The organism is Actinobaculum sp. 313, assembly GCF_003073475.1.
Lineage (GTDB): Bacteria > Actinomycetota > Actinomycetes > Actinomycetales > Actinomycetaceae > Asp313.
Genome location: NZ_CP029033.1, coordinates 69,946 through 91,595, shown reverse-complemented (window position 1 = coordinate 91,595; position 21,650 = coordinate 69,946). Strand labels below are relative to the sequence as shown.

The 21,650-nt window shown below is 57.5% G+C and carries 7 protein-coding genes; all 7 read right to left on the bottom strand.

Going from position 1 to position 21,650, the window contains the following annotated elements:
* Window positions 1–72: 72 nt before the first annotated feature.
* The 7 genes from DDD63_RS00285 to DDD63_RS00255 all read right to left on the bottom strand — a co-directional run bounded on the left by DDD63_RS00285 (window position 73) and on the right by DDD63_RS00255 (window position 21,413).
* Window positions 73–1,494 (bottom strand): class C sortase, encoded by a 1,422-nt coding sequence (locus DDD63_RS00285; RefSeq protein WP_240611298.1) that lies wholly within the window; start codon window positions 1,492–1,494, stop codon window positions 73–75.
* Between the two features lie 167 nt (window positions 1,495–1,661).
* Window positions 1,662–3,233 carry a SpaH/EbpB family LPXTG-anchored major pilin gene (locus DDD63_RS00280; RefSeq protein ID WP_108714688.1) on the bottom strand — a complete coding sequence of 524 codons (1,572 nt, stop codon included), beginning with the start codon at window positions 3,231–3,233 and terminating at the stop codon, window positions 1,662–1,664.
* Between the two features lie 97 nt (window positions 3,234–3,330).
* The gene (locus DDD63_RS00275; RefSeq protein WP_240611297.1) at window positions 3,331–6,177 is read right to left on the bottom strand and encodes a CshA/CshB family fibrillar adhesin-related protein; all 2,847 of its coding nucleotides are present in this window, start codon (window positions 6,175–6,177) and stop codon (window positions 3,331–3,333) included.
* 731 nt (window positions 6,178–6,908) lie between these two features.
* Entirely contained in the window at window positions 6,909–8,879 is a 1,971-nt protein-coding gene (locus DDD63_RS00270; RefSeq protein WP_125482368.1) for an Ig-like domain-containing protein, read from the bottom strand.
* A 663-nt stretch (window positions 8,880–9,542) separates the two neighbouring features.
* Entirely contained in the window at window positions 9,543–15,575 is a 6,033-nt protein-coding gene (locus DDD63_RS00265; RefSeq protein WP_108714686.1) for a DUF5979 domain-containing protein, read from the bottom strand.
* 274 nt (window positions 15,576–15,849) lie between these two features.
* Window positions 15,850–20,565, bottom strand: coding sequence for a DUF5979 domain-containing protein (locus tag DDD63_RS00260; RefSeq protein ID WP_125482367.1), 4,716 nt, complete (start codon window positions 20,563–20,565; stop codon window positions 15,850–15,852).
* Window positions 20,566–20,981: 416 nt separating this feature from the next.
* Window positions 20,982–21,413, bottom strand: coding sequence for an integrase core domain-containing protein (locus DDD63_RS00255; RefSeq protein WP_164505378.1), 432 nt, complete (start codon window positions 21,411–21,413; stop codon window positions 20,982–20,984).
* Window positions 21,414–21,650: the final 237 nt, after the last annotated feature.

Below are 21,650 nucleotides of genomic sequence, written 5' to 3'. Positions count from 1 at the left end.
CGATTCTAAACGCTTCCTAGGCGCAGACGAGTGAAGTTACCGTGTGCGGGTTGATGGTCACACCGGGCGTTATCATTGGCCATCCCGGCCTGGCGGACCGGCTTCTTGGGCGGCCAGTTCACCGTCTCGGTCCGGGCCCGACTGCTTGCTATCGGGAGCTGACTCCTTGCTATCGGGACCCGACTCCTCACTATCCGAGCGCGAGGCGTCACCTTCTTGTAGCCTCCCGTTCTTCTCGCCTTTCTGCTGAGCATGTTCCGTGGAGCTGGCATCGCCAACGTGCTTCTTCTTGCGGGGCTTGGCGGGATAGCCGGAACGCCAGATATACACGCCAATTAGGACGAATCCGACGAGCAATGCCACCGCCCACCACGGAAACCGTGGTATTTCAGGGGTCTTACCCGCAGCATCCAGATCCTCCTGCGGTGTGGGGTAGACCCGCTCTCCCGTCACGAGAATACGATGCGTGTTGATGCCCAGAGGCGTGCAGGTCACGAGAGTGACGAGATCGCGTCCTTCCTCGACCCGCAGGGCCTCCGTCTCCGTGGGCTCCACGACCTTCTTGTCGTAGATGCGGTAGGTCAGGACTTCATCGAAGATTTCGATGGTGAAGGTATCGCCCACCTTCAACCTGTCCAGGTTGGTGAACATCGTAGCCTGTGCCAGGCCGCGGTGCCCGGTGAGTACTGATCGAGTGCTCTCACCACCCACGGGTAGCGAGGTTCCCTCCAGATGTCCCACGCCCTTCAAAAGCGTCTGATCAGAGGTGCCGTGATACACGGGAAGGTCAAGATCAATGGCCGAAATCCGCAGACGCGCCATAAGCCCGGTCGAATTGGCACGGAGCATCGAGTTGTAGTCCAGCGACTCGTTCTCGCTCGACCCGCTGCCCGTTGGAACATTGGAATTCGCTTCAAGGATCGCACCGGCACGTAGGGCGTCGTTGTACTCATACGCGAGACGCAATTGTTCCTGCGCAGATGGGTCGGCGGAATTCACGCTGTCGGAATACTTGCTGATGACCTTTGACTGGTTGTATTGCGCGATCCAGCTCGCGGCGGTCGGATAAGCGAGGACAAGCATGCCGAGCAATGCAATCAGCGCAGGCACAAGTGAAAGCCAGGAGAACTTCCACGGGCCACGCTTGGCCGTGGCCCGTGTTTCCCGCTCCGCATCGCTGCCTGGTATCGCTTTGCGGCCAGATCCGGGCTCGCTCTCAAGTCTGGTTCCGACGACGGAATTGGACTCGTGTTCCCGGGACCCCTCAGCCTCAGCTGTCGGCGGTGCCGATACGTGCGATGCACCGAGAAGCTCTTGGTCAGCCTCTTCCACTGCTGCGGAGTCCTCCCCTATCGTCTCGGCTACCCCAGACTCGCCTGTCACCGACTCTGGCGCCGTCGGTTCGTCTACTGTCGGGTCTTCTATCGTCAGCTCGTCTACCGTCGGCTTTTCGGCGGCCCGCGAGCGATGCCGACCGGGCTTCCACATTCTCATTACAAGTCCCTCTCCCCGAAGCAATAGTTCCACCACCTGCAGTAGACTTCACCGCGACCCTCAGCGCCGCGGCACCCCTACAACACGCGTGGCGGGAGGGCATATATCCTCCCGCCACACCGGTGTTACTGCGCCTTCACCGTCGGCGCGAGCTCAGCCGAGGTGAATCACTCCGACTGTTCAGCCGCCTTCTGACGACGCGAACGAACCACCATCACGGAACCACCCGCAACGAGCAACAGAACAATGCCTCCCAGGGTCATGAGAAGCTTACCCTGCGCACCGGTCAGCGGCAGTCCCGGAACGGTCTGCTTGCTGTTAGCAATCGTGGCATCCCAGCTTCCGGTAGCGGTCTGGCCGATCTTAACCGTCAGCGGTGTCTCGTTATTCGAAGGAACGACGAAACCGGCAGGAGCCGCGGTCTCAACGAGCACGTAGCAACGCTGCGTGGCGTCCTTCGGATCATTCTCCGAATCGGAGACGTACAGACCTGCGATCTCCACCACACCATTGGAATCCGAAGTGAAGGTGTCGGTTCCGTTCACGGACAGCGGGCTGCCAGTCTTCACGGCACTCGAGCAGTTACTGGCGTAGGGGTCTTCGGCGGCGTACACCTGGAAGGTGGCGCCGGCCAGACCCTTGTCGGTGTTGTCAGCGTCAACCTTGCGTACTTTGACGTCGCCCCAGTGCGTAACAACCTCCGGGGTTGTCGGCGGGTTCTCCGGCTCCTCCGGATCGTCCGGATCGTCCGGCGGAGGAGTCGTGGAGTACTCGGTATCCGTGAGCAACTGCGCCTTGTTCTTGATGTTACCGTCACCAACCGAGGTGATCTTGCCCTGGAAGACGACCTTGAGCTCGGCGGAGGCGTTGTTCTTCAGTTTGATCAGACCTTCCTTGGTGAAGGCCACAGTCAAGCTGTTGCCGTTAGCGTTGACCGTGTAGTCAGTGCCCTCGGCGAGAGGGGTCGTACCCAGGGTAACCGAGCTCACTTCGACCTCACCGAAACGCTCATCCATCGCATCCTTGATCTGGAAGTACTTGAAGTACGCGGTCTCATCCAGAGTCGGGATGGTGGTCGTCACCGGGAAGGAGACAACCGAACCGAGGCCGTAGCCGTAATCGGACTGGTTCTCGACAGTCTTACTGATCGAGATTTCCTCATTCTTCGGGTAAACGTTCACGTTGTACAGCCAGTTACCCTCTTCGCCATCGGCAGTATTTGGGTAAGGGATGGTGACAACGAACGGCTTCGCCTTTTGCACGATATTGGCCGGCGCATCCGTCTCGCAGACGAGGTAGGCCGCCACCTTCAAATTGCCAATGGTGGCGGAACCGTCACTGATCGTGGTTGCGCTACCTGCAGCGGCGTCCAGCGTCTGGCTGTCCAACGTCGGTGATGTCGGATTTGCACAGGCGTTATCCGGCACCGTGAGGTTGGAGAGGGTCTCCCAATCAGATGCCTTGGAAAGGTCCAGGCTCGTGATCGGGTAGGCGGCAAACGTCACGCCTTCGACGGGCTTATCGCCCTCGGTGCCGGAACCATCGGGAGTACCCAGCGTTCCATCACCATTGAGGTGCTTGTGAACAATGATGGAGCCCTTGGCGTTCTGATCGATATTGCCGTACGACAGCTCATCGGCAACAGCCGACGTGCCTCCGACAATGCCGACCATGCCGAGCGCCAGGGCGCCGACGACCGCGCTTCCGCGCTTGCCGACAAGATGAGTGTGTGCGCTCATCGTATTCTGATTCCTTTCATTAGTGCCCAGCCATGAATGGAAGGGATGTTGTGTGTGTTGACCCGATGTCTATGTAGTCGTGACCGGATCTGCGGGATTACCCCTCGAAAGCCACCCCTCCCCTCTTTCGGCGCAGGACGGCGCCACCAAACGCGACCAGCAAAAGGGCGATGCCTCCAATGAGGAACGAGTCAGTACTCATTCCGCCCGTCAGCGGCAACCCGGGAACTTTACCCGGTTTGTTCGTAAACGCTTCGCTGAATTCGTAGTCCAGCGCATCGGTAGCGATCATGAACTCATGGGGCGCGGCATCCAACCGATATCCGGCTGGTGCCGTCTTCTCCACAAGAGAATAGGAGTCCGAGCTCCACGCCAAATCTTCTAAGAAGAAGACTCCGGCGCGTGGATCACGGTCGGTGTAAGGACCTGTCGGGCATTGCTCAGCGGTGTCGGCAACGCAATCGACGACTGTCGTGTTAGCCGGAACGTCCGGACCAGTGAGTGTCCATTCGGAACCGCTGAGCAAGTTGCCGTGCGTGTCCGTTTTCGACCACTTCACGGTTCCTGTCAGAGGCGTGTTGACTACGCCTCCGTTCGCAATGGCATCGCTCGACGAATCTACGAGAGTCACCTCAAGTTGACTGCCGGAGATGGTTGGGAACGTGAAGGTTTCCGACGTCGGCTGGTAGCCCGCAGGAGCCTCGGTTTCTTTGATCGAGTAGGTACCCCAGTGCAGGTTCGCAATCTTGAAGGCACCGGCAGCCGGATCGGTATCGACATAATCTCCGGAAGGGCAACTGTCAGCAGAGTCGGCCACACAGTCCGTAACCGTTGTGCTATTGGGAACACCGGGACCGGTCAGTGTCCACTCCGAACCGCCCAGTTGCGTCTCGCCGTCGGCCGCGTACTTCTTCCAAACCAAACTGCCAGGCCGTGCAACATTCACAATGGTGCATGTGACACGGTCTTGGCTCCGCAGATAGAGAGTTGCTACCCCGGGCCGCGATGCTTGAATCCACGAGGTGTAATTCTCTCCCTGCGTCCCATCTGTCGCGGTACAGGCCCATTCGCCTGCCTCGTAACCAGCAGCCTGTGGACTTGACGCATTCTCACTGAGGGTATACACCCCTGGCTGGACAACAGACGGATCGCCGGTGGTTCCCGCACCGGAAACACTCCACGCGCCCGAATTGCCCGTCAGAGTCCAGTCCGTTGCAGACAGCGCCGTGGATTCGCTTCCCGTGTAGGTGTTGTCAACCTGCTTGATCAACTGCAGAGTGGGCACCCGCACTGCAACTTTGTAGTCCTCAACCTCACCGGTCGTTGTGTTACCGGTAGGCCGCAAGGCTGCAGAGTCATTCGATATACGCACACGCATGTATGTATCGCCTTGACTGCCGGATTCGCCGTCAACGCTGCGCACGACGTCGTTAGGAACCGTCCACAGCAAATTCACTCGCGAGGCGTGGCACATAACTTCGTTCGACTTCTCGCCGTCGTCGAAGATCCCGTTGTGATTCCAGTCGATCCATCCCGCAACCTTGCCCGGTCCGGTACAGGATACGGACTGCTGGAACGACTGCCCTGGCCGCACGCGAATCCCGTGCACAGGCAGTACGACTCCGTCCTCGTCATCTGGATCGCCATTCGCGTCATCACCGAGGGCGTCATCGCTGTGCTGGTGATACCCCTCAGCGTCGATATTGGCACCGAGCCGAGTCTGAGATGCGCCCATACTCGCCTTACCCAGCGCAAAGAGATCTTGGCCGTTTCTGCTCACCGCGCCACCGGTCCATGTGGGCTGGAACAGCGCCGACGCCTTGCCGTAGGACTCTGGCGCATCTCCGAAATCGGCAGCGATGATGAACCCGAGTGCTACTGCACTATAGCCGCCACCCTGCAGTGTGATGGTGGCTCTAGTGGCACCTTCCATAAATACGACCGCGTCAGGTCCGCCGTTTCCCAGCGGAACCGAGTATCGACCGGCAACACCGTTGTACGTGTTATAAACGCACTCCCGACCCTCGGTTACGGCACCAAGACCGGTCGTCTCGAAGCGCAATGAGCGCGGAGAATCCATGGCTGCAACGGTCGTCACAGGGCAGTCCGCGCCGTTGGCACCACTCTTATAGGTGTCGAGAACACGCCATGTGACATTGCCATTAACCGCCGCCTGCACCCATTCATCCCGATACGGCTTCCCGGAAAGGGGATCGCCATAACTCATACTGGAGGCTTCAGCGTCCGCGAAAACCAAGCCTGCCAGTGACACCTCCTGTGAGATCCCGTCGGGAGCATCCAACCGCGCCTCACATGAGAGGTCGAAGCTGACTTTCGCGTCGTGCCCTAGACCCTGTTCACCCTTATAGGCATAACCATTAGCAAGACCGGTCACCATGGTGTTCGGGTTGACATAGTTGGTCGGGTATCTGATCTCCCCGTTGAAATAGCCGGCTCCACCGATGTTGTATATATCGTCAAGTGCGTCACCTGCCCATGTTCCGGGAATGGTCGCAACTAGTTCACCGCTTTTTTCATCCAGTTGCTGCAAGTTCGAAAGCGTGCAGGTCGTGACGAGTTGCCCAGCGTCACCCATGTCACGATAATTGACAAAAGTGTTGCTTGTCTTACTGCCGGAACTGCGTAGGACCGTCGTATTGTCAGGATTGGTCCACACTGCGCCCGAATCCGCAGGTGGTTGAACCGGATCGTTCGTGGGACGCCCGTTTGCATCAAACAGGCTGTAATCCGCCCACTGCAACCATTGAATAGCTTCCTTGAATCGCCCTTCGCCTCCCGTTGCGAAAACTGCCGGGAGTGCTCCACCGGGCAGGGCTGTTAGCGCCGTTGAGTCCAAGGATCCGCTGCTCTGCGCGCTTTGCTCCGCATTGGCTGTGTTACTCAGCGTCGTCACTGCCATCAGGGCGGCGAACAGCGTTGCCACACAGTGTGCAAAGCGCGAGCGGCTGCTTGATTCGTACACCATATCCCCTGCCCTTCGTGGGATCGTTTGATGCGCATGACGAGACGTCGCCATGTATGTGCCTCCGGGAAATACCTCGTTAGCGAATCGGATCTTCAAAGCAATTCGCACGAATGTCGATACAGAAGAGCGTAACACAAGAGTTGTTGCCTCGTGATAGCCTTTGCGAAAACATTTTCACAACCGACGTGCCGGTCCTCACATCAGCCACAGTCAAGCGCCAAAACCGCTGGTAAACGACTCGCTAGGAGCCGACTGGCGGTGAATTGTGAAGTAAAACACATACAACTCATGATGGTGAGTCCACCTGTCAACAGCCGTTTATCACCCGCAGCAATGCATTTGAGCTCACAACTCTGCCACCTTAACTCCCCCTACCTTCGCTGCCACTATCCGTCACGGCCGGGAGGCATCGGCCTCCATCCGACCGCCCGTGCCATCATCTGAGATCGGCGGCCACTTCCCATGCCGGAATTGGGAAGGCCGAACCTAATCGCACGCCATCGTTCCCTCGAGCCCAGGCAACCGCCTCTCCTGCACGGTCGTTCTCGAACAGCATTGGCGACGTAGGTATACGCCCAGACAGCGCGAGTGGGGTACCACCGCCATGGTGATACCCCACTCGTTGGTGCCGAAACATCAACTTCGGCCACCGCGAACACCTGCCGAACTCAGCGGCAGGCTCTCATATATCAGTTAGCTAACTTGCGACGTCGTGCCACGACGACGGCGCTACCTCCAAGCAGCATGGCGCTGATCGCCACCGCTGCCAAGCCCGTGACATCTGAGCCGGTGCGCGGCAGAGTCTTCTTCGGCGTCGGTGTAGCAGAAGGCGTACCTGTTGAAGCGGGCGACTTGGTCACTGAGGCGTGATAGGGATTCTTAGCCTCCACCGGAATGCCGGTGGTGCGCCCCTTGGCCGTCACCTTCGCAATATCGCCATGGATCTCATCAGTCGTGACACCGCTCAGATCTGCCGTGCAGCTGAAGCTGGCATCCACTTCAAATGGACCATCCCATGTGGTCCCGGTTGATCCATCGGGGAAGGTGCAGACGATGTTCTCCACCTTGCCCTTGCCCTGCGTGATCGAATCCGTCACCTCGACACCCACCAGAGCTTCCGTGCCATCATTCTTAATCGTGAACACGAGGCCTGTGGCACCGTTCTTTGCCGTCAGGTCGACGGCCTCCTCAGCCGTGTCCGCATCGTTGCCATCGGAATCCTTCTTGACCAGGTCAATCGAAGGCGTCGGCGCGGTTACCTGATTTGTCACGCTGACCGCCGTCGTCGTCTGATCCCCGACAGTGACGGTTGCCGTTGTGCCATCCTCAGAAATAGAGACGTTGTCCGCCGATGACCTGAAGACCGGCTTACCCCACACAAGATCGCCATCGTCCGGCACAATCTCGGATAGTGTCACCTCGGTACCGACGGGCAGACCATGCAGTTCCTGCGCTTCTCCACCGGCCGCGAGGTGCAACTCCTTGGTCTCCTTGGAGCCGTTAACCACATATGTGGCCTTCACGGTGAACGAAGCGTCAGTTGCGACATACTCCGCACCACTGCCAGTCAAGGCCTCTTTCTTCACCGAGATGCCGCCGAGGCCGGGGCCGTCCAGGAAACCGTCGCCCGACGTGCTAATGGTGAGTGTGCGATCAACAGTCGCACCGCTGACGGTGGCCGTATTCGTCAACTTATCACCTATCTTCGCACTTGCCGGATTGTCCAGATACACGAAGTAGCGCACTTCGTAGATCGCATTCGGGTTGTCATTTGGAATGGTGGCGGTAAAGCCGTTGCCCGTTGGGTTGAAGTTGAAGGTGCCAGAGCCGATCGATTCTCCAGGATTGACTCGGACCGCACTAACCTGCTTCGAGTAGTCCTCCTGCGTGGACCACACCTGCAGGTACGGCCGGTAATTGGCTCCGTCCGCAAGGTGATACTTCAGCCCGTTCGTCCCAAAGGTGTCGTTGATGGTGATCGTGTTCGTCCCCTGGTAAGCGCTCGCAGGGATGCGAATGTACCAATAGAACAGTGCCGGGTCCTCGGCTCGGACCCAACCGCCCTTTAGAGCTTCAGTTGGGACAGTACGGTCTTCCGGACCTATAACACCATCAGTACCCGGGATCTCCACGGTGATAGTCCCACCGGCCTTGACGAAATCGAAGGTCCGGGCCGTCGATGTGCTATTGAGCTGCGACCAGAGCCAACCCTCGCCAGTCATATTCGGGTGAGTCGTCACATAGTCAGTCAGCGTGCAGGTCAATGTCTGACCGACGCCGTTTGGTGCCGTGCACTCGGCAACCGGCGTCGTACCATCGCTCGCGTGCATCGTGAAGGAGGTGGCACGCGTGGTGAGCAAGTCGGGGAGCTTCAAAGTGAAGGTGTCTCCGGCCCGTGCACCCGAACCTGTGGTGTCGATCGTGAATTCAACCCGCGTTTCATCCCACTGGCGCGATGGGCCACTGGGATGAGGAATATTCTTGACGGTCACACCCGTGATCACGTCAATCTCCTTTGCCTGCGCCGCCGGGCCAATCAGGAGAAGACCCGCCAACGCTGTCACCATGGCGGTGAGAAGAGCGCCAGAACGCCCTAGCCATCTCCGGCTGCGCGACCCATACGTCCGGCCGGAACCGGAGGACTTTCGTGCTGTGGTCACAAAACTGCTCCTTTCGGCCTGAGCTCCAGAGACCCCTAGGCAAAAGCCAGGAGGACCTGCTGCGCACGCCGCGTGGGTGCGTGTTTACATAATCGGAGAACGGGCCACTTGTCTGTTATAGGCGCTATCGACAGTAACGCCTTCGTAGTGAACTAGCAAACAGCACTTCTCCAAGTGACGATTCTCGCACCCGAGTGTTTTCGCAGGTCACAGGGCTGAGTCTGGCCAACTTTCGAACAGGAAAGCCGCTAATTCGCACAAATGGGTATCTTTCCCCATTGTGCATTGCTAGAGGTCGGAGTTAAAATGCTCCGCCAATCGTTGCTAGGACGAAGTGGCGCACAAGCTCACCTCCCTTCCTCTCCGGTCACACTCGGGCCGTGTCGAGGCGCGCCGTCCCGCGGAATCAATTGCGTCATATTCAGCTGCTTCGCATCGGTGCTCGCTACCCTCCCGTATCACACCGTCCGAGGCAGAGACTCCCATGACCTGAGTTCGCTGGTGCCACCCGACGTCGAGTCACGTAACGCCTCCGTCAGAAAGTGAATTGCGAAAGGGGCGGCTCCACCGTTTTGGTGCAGCCGCCCCTCGACCTAGGTATCGCTTACCACTCAGCTCCCGTGTAAGAGAACACGTCGCTAGGCAACGCTACCAACTCCCGCATCAGGATTCCTTACGCCGCCGGTACAGCCACACGGCTGCACTGCCACCCGCGATGGCAAGGACGGCCAACGTGAGAGTACCGAGAACCTCGACACCCGTGAACGGCAGCTTGCTCTTCGGTTTCTTCGCCACATAGGTGTTGGTGAACTCGAGTTCCACAACCTGGTCCTTTTCCTCGATGCTCACATTCTGTGCATCGGGAGCCGTCAGCTTGTATCCATCGAGTCGAGCAGTAGCGGCGTCCTCCGCTACCTTGCAACTCGTCCCTAGCGGGAATGACTTGTCAGACTGAACCGTCGTCCCGTTGCCGGGAACCTGCAGTGAACCAGACTGACCGTTGGAGCATTCGTACACAAAGGTGAAGTCCTTATTCTTCGCCTTGTCGGCACCCGTAACCTTTTTGGTCACCGCGAAGGTTCCTCGGTCCAGCGTGTAGGTGTTGGTCGCCGCAATAGCGATGGCGGAGCCGTCGCCGATTTCAATGGTGGCAGTATTGCCATCCACCGCCTGGCCGTCAACCGTCAATGTGGTTGCCAACTGCGCCTTGTCAACGTCGGCATCCTTCTCCGTGACCGTGCAAGAACCAGTCGGAACATCGGTCACACTCTCGGCAGAACCAGCGGCCACGCTCAGCGTGCCGGAAACCGTTTCCGCACCAGCACCATCAACACAGGCATAGTCGAAATCGAACGACTGCGGAGCAAGCGACGCCCCGTCACCATCCACCGTCTTCGCGACAGTGAACCCACCGACCAAACGGGTGTACTCATTAGTCACCGTTACCGCCTGTGCCGTGTCCTTCGCGATGGTCACATTCGTCGCGGAATAGGACGTCGCCAAGGCGTAGCCATCACGCTGCGCGGAATCCGCATCCTCCGTGATCGTGCAGCTGGTACCAGCGGGCAGGTTATCCACCGCGACCGCCGAACCATCTGCCGGAACAGTCAACGCACCCGCAGACGCATCTGGATCATCACAGGTGTAACCCACGGTGAAGGACTCACCCGCACCAGGCGTGTAATCCCCCGTCACCGCCTTCGCCACCGTGAAAGAACCACGATCCAAGGTGTACGTATTCGTCGCGGAAATAGCAATCGCAGAACCATCACCGATTTTGACCGTCGTCTCGCTGCCCTCGACCACCTGTGCATCAACGAGCAGTGTTGTCTTCAGTTGTGTCCGGTCCGCAGAGGCATCCTTCTCCCTAACCGTACAGGTGCCAACTGGAATGTCGGCAACGCGTTCCGACTGGCCCGCCGCCACAGTCAGCGTGCCGGATACGGTTTCCGTACCGGCGCCGTCAACGCAGGTGTAATCGAAGTCGAAGGAAGCCGGAGCCAAGTCAGCACCGTCACCATCCACCGTCTTCGCGATAGTGAAACCACCCACCAGACGCGTGTAGCGGTTGGTCACCGTAACCGCCTGCGCGGAGTCCTTCTCGATCGTCACCGCAGTCGCGGAGTACGACGTCGCCACCGCGTAGCCATTGCGCTGCGCGGACGTTGCATCCTCGGTGATCGTGCAAGTTGTACCCGTAGGCAGACCGTCCACCGACACGGAGGAACCATCCGCCGGGACGCTAAGCGAACCCGATGAAGAATCCGCATCATCACAGGTGTAACCCACCGTGAAGGACTCACCCTCGCCAGGCGTGTAATCACCAGTCACCGCCTTCGCCACCGTGAAAGAACCACGATCACGGGTGTAGGTGTTGGTCGCCGCAATAGCGATGGCGGAGCCGTCGCCGATTTCAATGGTGGCAGTATTGCCATCCACCGCCTGGCCGTCAACCGTCAATGTGGTTGCCAACTGCGCCTTGTCAACGTCGGCATCCTTCTCCGTGACCGTGCAAGAACCAGTCGGAACATCGGTCACACTCTCGGCAGAACCAGCGGCCACGCTCAGCGTGCCGGAAACCGTTTCCGCACCAGCACCATCAACACAGGCATAGTCGAAATCGAACGACTGCGGAGCAAGCGACGCCCCGTCACCATCCACCGTCTTCGCGACAGTGAACCCACCGACCAAACGGGTGTACTCATTAGTCACCGTTACCGCCTGTGCCGTGTCCTTCGCGATGGTCACATTCGTCGCGGAATAGGACGTCGCCAAGGCGTAGCCATCACGCTGCGCGGAATCCGCATCCTCCGTGATCGTGCAGCTGGTACCAGCGGGCAGGTTATCCACCGCGACCGCCGAACCATCTGCCGGAACAGTCAACGCACCCGCAGACGCATCTGGATCATCACAGGTGTAACCCACGGTGAAGGACTCACCCGCACCAGGCGTGTAATCCCCCGTCACCGCCTTCGCCACCGTGAAAGAACCACGATCCAAGGTGTACGTATTCGTCGCGGAAATAGCAATCGCAGAACCATCAAGAACCTCAACGGTCACGCTTGAGCCATCAACCGCTTGACCATCAACCGTCAACGATGTCGCCAGTTGCGTGTGCGCAACTTGCGCGTCACCCTCCGTGATGGTGCAAGAACCAGTCGGCACATCGGCGACACTGGCCGAGGAACCTGCTGCTACCCGCAGGGTACCGGAAATGGTTTCCGCTCCGGCACCGTCAACGCAGGTGTAATCGAAGTCGAAGGAAGCCGGAGCCAAGTCAGCACCGTCACCATCCACTGTCTTCGCGATAGTAAAACCACCCACCAGACGCGTGTAGCGGTTGGTCACCGTAACCGCCTGGGTGGTCTCGCTCTCAATGTCCACATTTGTCGCTGAGTAATCGACTGCGACAGCGTACCCATCACGCTCCGCTGAATCAGATTCCTCACCTATCACGCAGTTGGTCCCGGCGGGCAAGTTGTCTACCGTCACCGCCGTACCATCAGCAGGAACGCTCAAAGAGCCTGAGGTTGCATCAGCATCGTTACACCGATAGTTCACCGTGAAGGACTCACCCTCGCCAGGCGTGTAATCACCAGTCACCGCCTTCGCCACCGTGAACGAACCCCGATCCAACGTGTACGTATTCGTCGCGGCCACAGCAACGTTCGAGTTATCAGTCACCTGAATCGTGGTGGACGAACCCGCTACCTCCTGGCCGTCCACCGCAATCGATGTCGTCAACTGCGCATTCTCAACTTCTGCTGGCCGCTCTGTGATAGTGCAGGAACCGGTCGGAATATCGGAGAGGCTCGTCGTGGATCCGGCGTCGACCTCCAGGATGCCGGAAGCGGTCTCTTGACCTCCGGCGTCGACACATGCGTAATCGAAGGTAAAGGATGTCGGCGCGAGCGCAGCTCCATCACCATTTACCGTCTTACTCACGGTGAATCCACCGACGAGACGCTGATAGTCATTGGCGAACGAGACCGTCACCGGCGTCGTCTTATCGGAGATGGGCACCGTCTGTGGAGCAGGAACCTGCAGCGCGTACTCATCGATCTGCGCAGAGGCCGCATCCTCAGTCACCGTGCACGAGGTGCCAATCGGGAAGGTCTTGTCCGCAGTCACCACTGTGCCATCTCCGGGGACGGTCACGGAACCGGACTGTCCATCCGTGCACTCGTATGCGAAGAAGAACTGTTTGCTCGTAGCTGCATTTGTGCCGGAAACATTCTTCGCGACGGCGAAGGTCCCACGGTCAAGTGTGTAGGTGTTTGTAGCCTCGATGGCGATCGCGGCGCCATCGGTCACATCAACTGCAGTAGAAGTAGCATCGATAACTTGCCCGTTCACCGTCAGTGTGGTCGCCAGTTGTGTGTTAGCCACTTGAGCGTCCTTCTCAGAGACCAGGCACGTCCCTACCGGAACGTTCTCTACAGCCTGAGAGGAACCCCTTCCCACCGTCAACGTGCCCGAAACCGTGGGCTCCCCAGCATCGTTAGTGCAGGAATACTCGAAATCGAAGGAAGCTGGTGCCAGGTCGGCGCCATCACCATCCACCGTTTTAGCAACCGTGAACCCACCGACCAGGCGAGTGTAATTGTTGGTGACCGTGAGGGACTTTGTCTCGTCCTTCGCAATAACCACATTCGTCGCCGAGTACGAGGTCGCCACGGCGTAACCGTTACGCTGTGCCGAATTGGCTTCTTCCTCAATCGTGCAAGTCGTCCCCGCAGGAAGATTTGCAACTGTCAACGGAGTCCCGTCAGCAGGAAGGGCTAGCCACCCTGCAGTTTCGTCCTCATCGTCGCAATTGTAGGAAACGTCGTACGTCTCTGATGCCGACGGGGCATAATCGCCGCTAACAACCTTCTGGACCGAGAACGAGCCCTGATCGCGTGTGTAACTGTTTGCGAACGTCGCAGTGACTGGAGTAGTCGCGTCCGAAATAGTTACCATCTGCGGCTCCGGTTCCGCAAGTGTATAGCCGTCCAGTTGCGCCGACACCGTATTCTCAGAGATGGTGCATGTTGTGCCCAGGGCGAACACCTTATCCGCAGTTACCGCTTTGCCGTCGCCTAGAACCGATAGGGTCCCGGACTGGTTGTCGGAGCATTCATAGGCGAACGAGAACTGCTTGCCACCAGCGTCCGCTCCAGCGACGTTTTTAGCCACCGAGAAGGTGCCACGGGGCGCCGTCGTATTAGTCAGAGTGACCGGTATTGACGTCCTATCGCCAATACTCATGCGATTCCTGACGTATCCATTGACAAGGAACTGCGGCTCACCCCAACCCAAATCGTTGAAGGAACTTGTGGACGGATCCTCGTACAGCCAAATGAGTGTGCCCCGTGGGAATACGCCATTATACGGAGTCTTCTGCCCCACAGTCACCGTCATGTCAACACTACCAGTGACCGTGTCCTCATTGAGTGTACCCGGCGGCTCCCACCCGCGTGAACGATACACCACGGCTTGCGCAGGAAGTTGATACACCACCCTGACAGTAAAAGTTGTGCCTTCTGGCACCGTGCTGGAACCGGGACCAGTGACCAATTTTGTGACGTCGAAGCCACCCCATCCGACCTGCATGTCCACCGTAATCGCAAATGAGTCCGTGAACCAGCGCTCCGCTTCCCTGGTCTGCTCGGCGCCCTTGAGAGTGGCACTGTTTCCATAGATCACGCCGTAGTTATAGCTGCCGCCGTTAAAGACGGCAGGGTAGGTCACCATGTAGTTGGAGTTAGGGCGGAATGGACCGGTCAGCGTGATGGTAGCAGTGTTGCCCTCTATCTCCACATCGATATCAAAATCGCCATAGTCAAGAGTCACGTCAGCACCATCGGCGGTTGCCAAGCCGATGTTCTGCATGACGGTATCGCCCTCGGAGGCACGGTACGCCAAACGCCAATCCCGGAGACTCGGCGGATTGCCGAAGCTCATGCCTTCGCCGAGCGTGTCGGTGATGACGATGGTCTGACGCGTGCCATCCAACGTGATGCCAGCCTTCTGACTGACATACTTGGTGCCGAAGTTAATTCCCCACGTCATGCCACGGCGACCCCAGGCGCCACCAGCCCACTTGGAGAATTCGTACGGCGCGTACGGTTCACCGATCTTCTCGCTGATGCCGCCAGTACTGGGCAGATCGACCGAAGTCACACCATTAGTTGTGATGTCCGCAGTTTCCGATGTCGTCGACTTCAGGACGCGCAGCGCCGCAGAGCCGGTTCCACGGAAGCCGGAGAATCCAGCCGCCTTGAGCTCGTCAACCTTGCTATTGAAAGCGCAGACAATCGTGGTTTGTGTGAGGGAGCAGCTACCGATTTCAACCTGTTCACCGTTGTGCAACACCGTCATTGCGGTGGTCTTTGGATACTCCAGGTTCCGGAAGTAGCTACCTAAATCAATCGTGAAAGAGTCACCACCAGTGACATTGGCATTAGAAGCATCCCAGGTGAAGTCAAGCTTGGCGTAATCATCGACCTGAAGCTTGTCGCCTGGACGTTCCACTCCCGCCTCATTCGTCCGAACAAGGCTGAGGTCGCTGATTACGATATTCGGGTTGTTCGCCGCACGAGCCGATAGAGTTAGCCCGACTTGGGAAAGAAGTACTGCCACTACAGCAGCAAAAGCAACAATGATTCGCCGATATCGGCCATTTGCGGCAGCCACCCGCGAGTGCCCAGCCATCCGTCCTCCTGAGGAATGTGTGTGTCTACCAGTTCGCCCCTCATACCCCCGTAAAGAATGGACGGAACTGGCCTCGATGATTCTTCGGTAGAAATGACGATAGCACAGAGCCCTTAACGTATAAAAGGCCTCGTAAGACTTGTGGTCACAAACACGGGAGGGTGGCGACACAGCCGTGCCGCCACCCTCTGGGATTTCCGTATTCTTTCGGTGAGCGTGGACCTAGCCGACCTCCTGATCGTCCAATCGTCTACTCACCTCAGGGTCATTTGCCTTACGCTTTTCGCCGTCGGAGCCAGAGCGCTCCTCCGCCCACGGACACCGCAAGCAACGCGAGCAAGCCAGGCACACGCAAATCTGCACCGGTACGCGGCAGCGACTTCTTAGGAGTCGGCGTCTTCGACGGCGGAGGCGGAGTGTTCTCCGTGTAAGTATTCGTGAAGCTCAACTCCACCACCTTATCCTTCTCCTCGATACCCACCTTCTGCGCAGCGGGAACCTTCACCGTGTAGCCACTCAACTGAGCTGAATTAACATCCTCAACAACTTCACATGCCGTGCCCACCGGGAACGTCTTGTCAGCCTTCACCACCGTCCCGTCACCAGGAACCGTCAGTGAACCAATCGACCCATCCGAACACTCGTAAGCAAACGTGAAGCTCTTACCCTTAGCCACATCGGCACCAGAGACCTTCTTCACCACAGAGAACGAACCACGATCCAACGTGTAAGTATTAGTCGCCTCAACAGCAATGGCCGATCCATCACCAATTTCGATAGTCGCAGACTTACCTTCCACAACATTGCCATCAACACTCAGTCTGGTAGCCACCTGCGCATTGGCAACAAACGCATCCTTCTCCGTGACCGTACACGAACCCACAGGCACATCCGTGACCTGCTCAGACTTCCCCGCCCGCACCGTCAACGTACCGGACATCGTCTCGTTACCCGCACCATCTACACACGTGTAATCGAAACCGAAAGACTGCGGCGCAAACTGAGCACCATCACCATCGACCGTCTTAGCAACAGTGAACCCACCAACCAGACGCCGGTAGTCATTCGTGATCGTATTCTCCTGCGTCTGATCCTTTGTGATCATGACCTTAGCCGCAGTATGCGTGGTTGCTACTGCATAGCCGTCACGTCGTGCGGAGTCTCCATCCTCAGTAATGACACAGCTAGTACCAGTTGGCAGGTTGTCTACCCGCACAGGCGTACCATCACCAGGAACATCGAGCACGCCAGAAGTCTGATCCGGATCATCACAAACGTAATTCACCTTGAACGACTCCCCGGTGCCAGACGTGTAGTCACCAGTCACCTTCTTCGCCACAGAGAACGAACCACGATCACGCGTATAGGTATTCGTCGCTTCAACGGCAATCGCGGAACCATCAGTCACGCTAATGGTGGCCTTAGAACCTTCCACCGCCGCACCATCAACCGTCCACGACGTCATCAACTGCGCGCCGTTAACCGTCGCATCGCGCTCACTAATCTCACACGTACCAGTTGGAACATCTTCCACGCCCTCAATCTGACCTGGCGTGACCTGCAGCGTACCAGAGACTGTCTCCTCACCTGCCGCGTCCACACAAGCGTAATCAAAGGCAAAGTTCACCGGAGCCAAACTCGCTCCATCACCATCGACCTTCTTACTGATGGAGAATCCACCAACCAAACGCTTGTAGTCATTGGTGAAAGAAACCTCAACAGGCTTTGATCTATCCGAGATCGTCACAGTCTGCGGGTCAGGAACTCGCACCGAGTACTCATCAATTTGCGCAGACGCAGAATCTTCGGACACCTCACACGTGGTTCCAATCGGGAAGCTCTTATCCGACTCCACTACAGTCCCATCACCAGGAACAGTCAAAGAACCCGACTGATCATCCGAGCACTGATAGTTGAAGACAAACTCCTTACCCGTGGCCACACTCGCACCAGACACCGTCTTCTTAACCGAGAACTTCCCCCGATCAAGCGTGTAGGTATTCGTCGCCTCAACAGCAATCGCAGAACTATCCGTCACGTTGATCGTGACGACGTTGCCGTCTACCTCCTGACCATCAACCGTCAACTTCGTGACCAGCTGAGCATTCCCAACATCAGCCGCCCTCTCAGTCACAGTACACGCACCAGTCGGAACATTCTCGGCGCTTGCCGAAGCGCCAGGAGCAACCTGCAGCGTGCCGGAGGCTGTTTCCTTACCTGCAGCATCCACGCAAGCGTAGTCAAAGGTGAAGTTCGCCGGAGCGAGGTTCGCTCCGTCGCCATCGACCTTCTTACTGATGGAGAATCCACCAACCTGACGCTTGTAGTCATTGGCAAAAGCCACCTCAACCGGAGCCGTCTTATCCGCTATGGTGATTTCCTGCGGAGCGGGAAGCTCAAGCGAATACTCGTCGATCTGAGCCGATGCCTCATCCTCCGCTATGGTGCACGTGGTTCCAATCGGGAAGCTCTTATCCGACTCCACCACAGTCCCATCACCGGGAACAGTCAAAGAACCCGACTGATCATCCGAGCACTGGTAGTTGAAGATAAACTGCTTGCTCGTTGCCGCGTTCGTACCCGACACAGACTTCTTCACCGCGAAGGTCCCACGATCCATGGTGTAGGTGTTCGTCGCCTCAACAGCAATCGCAGAACTGTCAGTCACGTTGATGGTAGCGACATTTCCATCGACAGGCCGACCATCAACGGTCATCTTCGTGACCAGTTGCGTATTCGCAACGTCAGCCGACATCTCCCTCACGGTGCACGTACCAGTCGGAACATCCGTCACGCTCTCAGAGGAGCCTGCCTTGACGGTCACGGTTCCAGAGACTGTGCCAGCGTAGTTATGGTCAGCACACGAATACTCGAATTCGAAGCTTGCGGGAGCCAGGTTCGCTCCATCGCCAGCCACAGTCTTAGCGATCGTAAAGCCGCCCACTAAGCGTTTGTATTCGTTGGTGACTGTCACCTCAGGAGCACTGCTTTTCTCAATTGTCACATTGGTGCTTGAATAAGAGGTCGCAACAGCATATCCAGTACGCTCAGCAGACAAGCTATCCTCATTGACCGTGCAAGTCGTCCCGGTCGGTAGCCCTTCAACTGATACTGCGCTACCGTCTGCGGGAACGGTCAGAGAGCCAGATGTTCCATCAGGATCGTTACAGGCGAAATTGACCTTGAAGGAGTCATCCACACTCGGCTTGTAGTCGCCTGTCACAGCCTTCTTGACGGAGAAAGAGCCCCTATCGCGGGTGTAGGCATTGGTGAAGGACACCTCAACTATGTTCGAGACATCCGTAATCTCCACAGTCTGAGACTGGGGAGCACTCAGCGTGTAACCCTCCAACTGCGTGCCGTCCACTCTTTCAGTAATGGTGCAGGTTGTACCAATCGGGAACGACTTGCCAACCTCGACCGCAGTGCCATCACCAGGAAGAGCCACAGAACCAGACTGGTTGTCCGTGCACTCGTAATCGAAGACGAACTGTTTGTTCTTTGCCTCATCCGCACCAGAGACCACCTTCTTGATGGCGAAGGTTCCCTGCGGCGCCGTCGTGTTCGTCAGTGTCACCCCCACTGATATCCGATCACCAATGGTGAGGGTGTTGGTGGCCTTTCCTCCGATGAGAAATTCTGGCTCGCTCCAACCAAGCGCTGTATAAGTACTGGTCGAAGGATCCTCTGAGAGGGTTACCTTGGTTCCCTTGGGGAAGGTACCGTCAAAAGGCACCTTCTGGCCCACAATCGCCTTCATCTGTGCGGTCCCCGTCTTGCCATCAGGATTCAGCGTGCCCGGGGCCTGCCAGTTCTCGTAGGTTGATGCAACCGCAGGAAGCTCGTACTTCACATCGACGGTGAACTCCGTCGCAGCCGGGACACTCGCAGCACCCTGGCCGGCCACGATCTTTGTGATATCAAATCCGCCGAAACCGGCCTGCATCTCAACTGTGATGGAGAAGGATTCGACAAAGTAACGTGAATCTTCCTCTGTGACCTCCGTGCCACTGAGAGTCGCACTATTGCCATAAAGGACACCTCGTATCACCTTTCCACCTGTGAAACTGACCGGATAGGTGATCGTGTAATTCGAGTTTGGTTTGAACGGGCCGGTGATAGTGATCTTGGCCGTCCTGCCACTGAATTCTACGTTCATATCGAAGTTACCGAACTGTGTCGTAGCGTCAGCACCACTAGCGTCGGTCAAACGGGTCAACTGCATCTTTGTATCGCCGTCACTACCGCGATAGAACAGAACCCAGTCCTTCAGATAGTCTCCGGCACGGAACTGCATTCCTTCGCCAAGTTCATCAGTGATCACAATGGTCTTCCGGCTACCGTCCAGGTTGAGTTTGGCTTTGTCGCCTACATACTTCGTGCCGAAGTTGATGCCCCATGTCATACCGGTTTCATCCCATAGTGCACCGGCCCATTTGTAGAAAGTGTACGTCTCATAAGACTCACCAACATTTTCGCCGATGCCACCGGGTGGGGGAAGCTCAACGGAGACTACGTTGTTTGTCTTGATATCGACGGACTTCGATGTCGTCTCCTTGACGGCACGCAATCGAGCTGAACCCGTCCCCCGGAACGCGTCGAACCCGGCCTGCTTAAGTTCGTCAACCTTGGAGTTAAAGGTACATACGACCTCGGACTTTGTCAGTCTGCACGTTCCAATATCAATCTGCTGACCATTGTTAGTCACGGTCATAGGTGCATTTCTGGGGTACTCGAGATTCTCGAAGTACGTGCCGAGATCTATCGTGAAGGAGTCACCATTCTTCACATCGGCGTTGGTCGCATCCCATTTGAAGTCGAGGCGGGCGTACTGACCAACGGTCAACTGGCCCGGCCAATCAGCGTTCTGGTTATTGGTCCGGGTAAGTGTCAAATCACTGACCACAATATTCGGATTGTTAGCTGCACGCGCCGGAGTCATTACTCCAACGAGCGACAGCAACATCGAAAGCATTGCGATAGTTGCCATTACAAGGCGACCCTGATGTCGGTTGCGTGAAACCGATCGGGTTGACCCAGTCATGCATCCTCCTGAATATGATAGGCCAAACGTCTACTCTTGCCGCGCCCCACGCCTGTACACAGGAATCTGGCGGAGCACGCGCGTGATTACTTCAGTGCTAGGCGTACAGAATAACACGTAGAGTCAATCTCCCTAAAGAGAATGTGCGTTCTTTGCACCTTCTTCACAACGTAACCCGGATCAGGTACGCGATGACATGCGGGCATGCAACATTCACTGCTTGTTGAATTTACCTGTGTTTTTTGAGTGCTTATCCGGTATCAAGCAAGCGTGTCATTCCGTGACGTGTGTGCAATCCCACCATAACCAGCGTTTGCGGTGCTTGGCCGTATGTCAAGTCCCGGGGTTTTGTTGAGGTTGTTTTATCTGGCGTTGGTGGTTGCTGGTTGGTGGTTGCTGGTTCGTGGTGGTTGGTGGTGGTTGGTGGTCTGCTTGCCGATGTCCTCGAGGTCGATGGTGTCGGTGGTGTCGGTGGTGGTGCAGTTGGTGTCGTCTTGTGGTGGTGGGGTGTAGGCCTGCTCGTGCTGGATAGGGGCGTGCATGCCGATGGCGCAGTGAGGACGGGTTGTGTTGAACCAGTGCACCCACTGGGCGGTAGCGAACTCGACATCATCAATACCCTCCCAGGGGCCGTGGGAGTCGAGGTAGTGGTGGTTACGGATAAGTTCAGCCTTGTACAGGGAATTCAGGGCCTCGGCCAACGCGTTATCGTAGGAGTCGCCCTTCGACCCCACAGAGGCCACAGCATCGGCCTCGGACAGGGCCTGCCCGTAACGGATTGCCCGGTACTGCACACCCCGGCCGCGTGTGATGAATCAGCCCCTTCAGGTCCGCGCCCTCGCGCCTGCGCTGCCAGATCCCCATCTTCAGAGCGTCCAGGGCCAGGTCAGTGTACGGGCTCGTGGAGGTCTGCCAGCCGATGATCCGACGCGAGTAGACGTCAGCGGGCGAAGGCCACATAGACCCAGTCGGACAGGGTTCGTACGTAGGTGATGTCCGCACTCCCACAACTCGTTCGGCCTGAACGCGCT

What these genes read in the sequence shown, in the direction of transcription:
- DDD63_RS00265 (WP_108714686.1), bottom strand. Translation starts at nt 15,575, where the DNA reads ATGGCTGGGCACTCGCGGGTGGCTGCCGCAAATGGCCGATATCGGCGA.
- DDD63_RS00280 (WP_108714688.1), bottom strand. Translation starts at nt 3,233, where the DNA reads ATGAGCGCACACACTCATCTTGTCGGCAAGCGCGGAAGCGCGGTCGTC.
- DDD63_RS00285 (WP_240611298.1), bottom strand. Translation starts at nt 1,494, where the DNA reads ATGAGAATGTGGAAGCCCGGTCGGCATCGCTCGCGGGCCGCCGAAAAG.
- DDD63_RS00260 (WP_125482367.1), bottom strand. Translation starts at nt 20,565, where the DNA reads ATGGCAACTATCGCAATGCTTTCGATGTTGCTGTCGCTCGTTGGAGTA.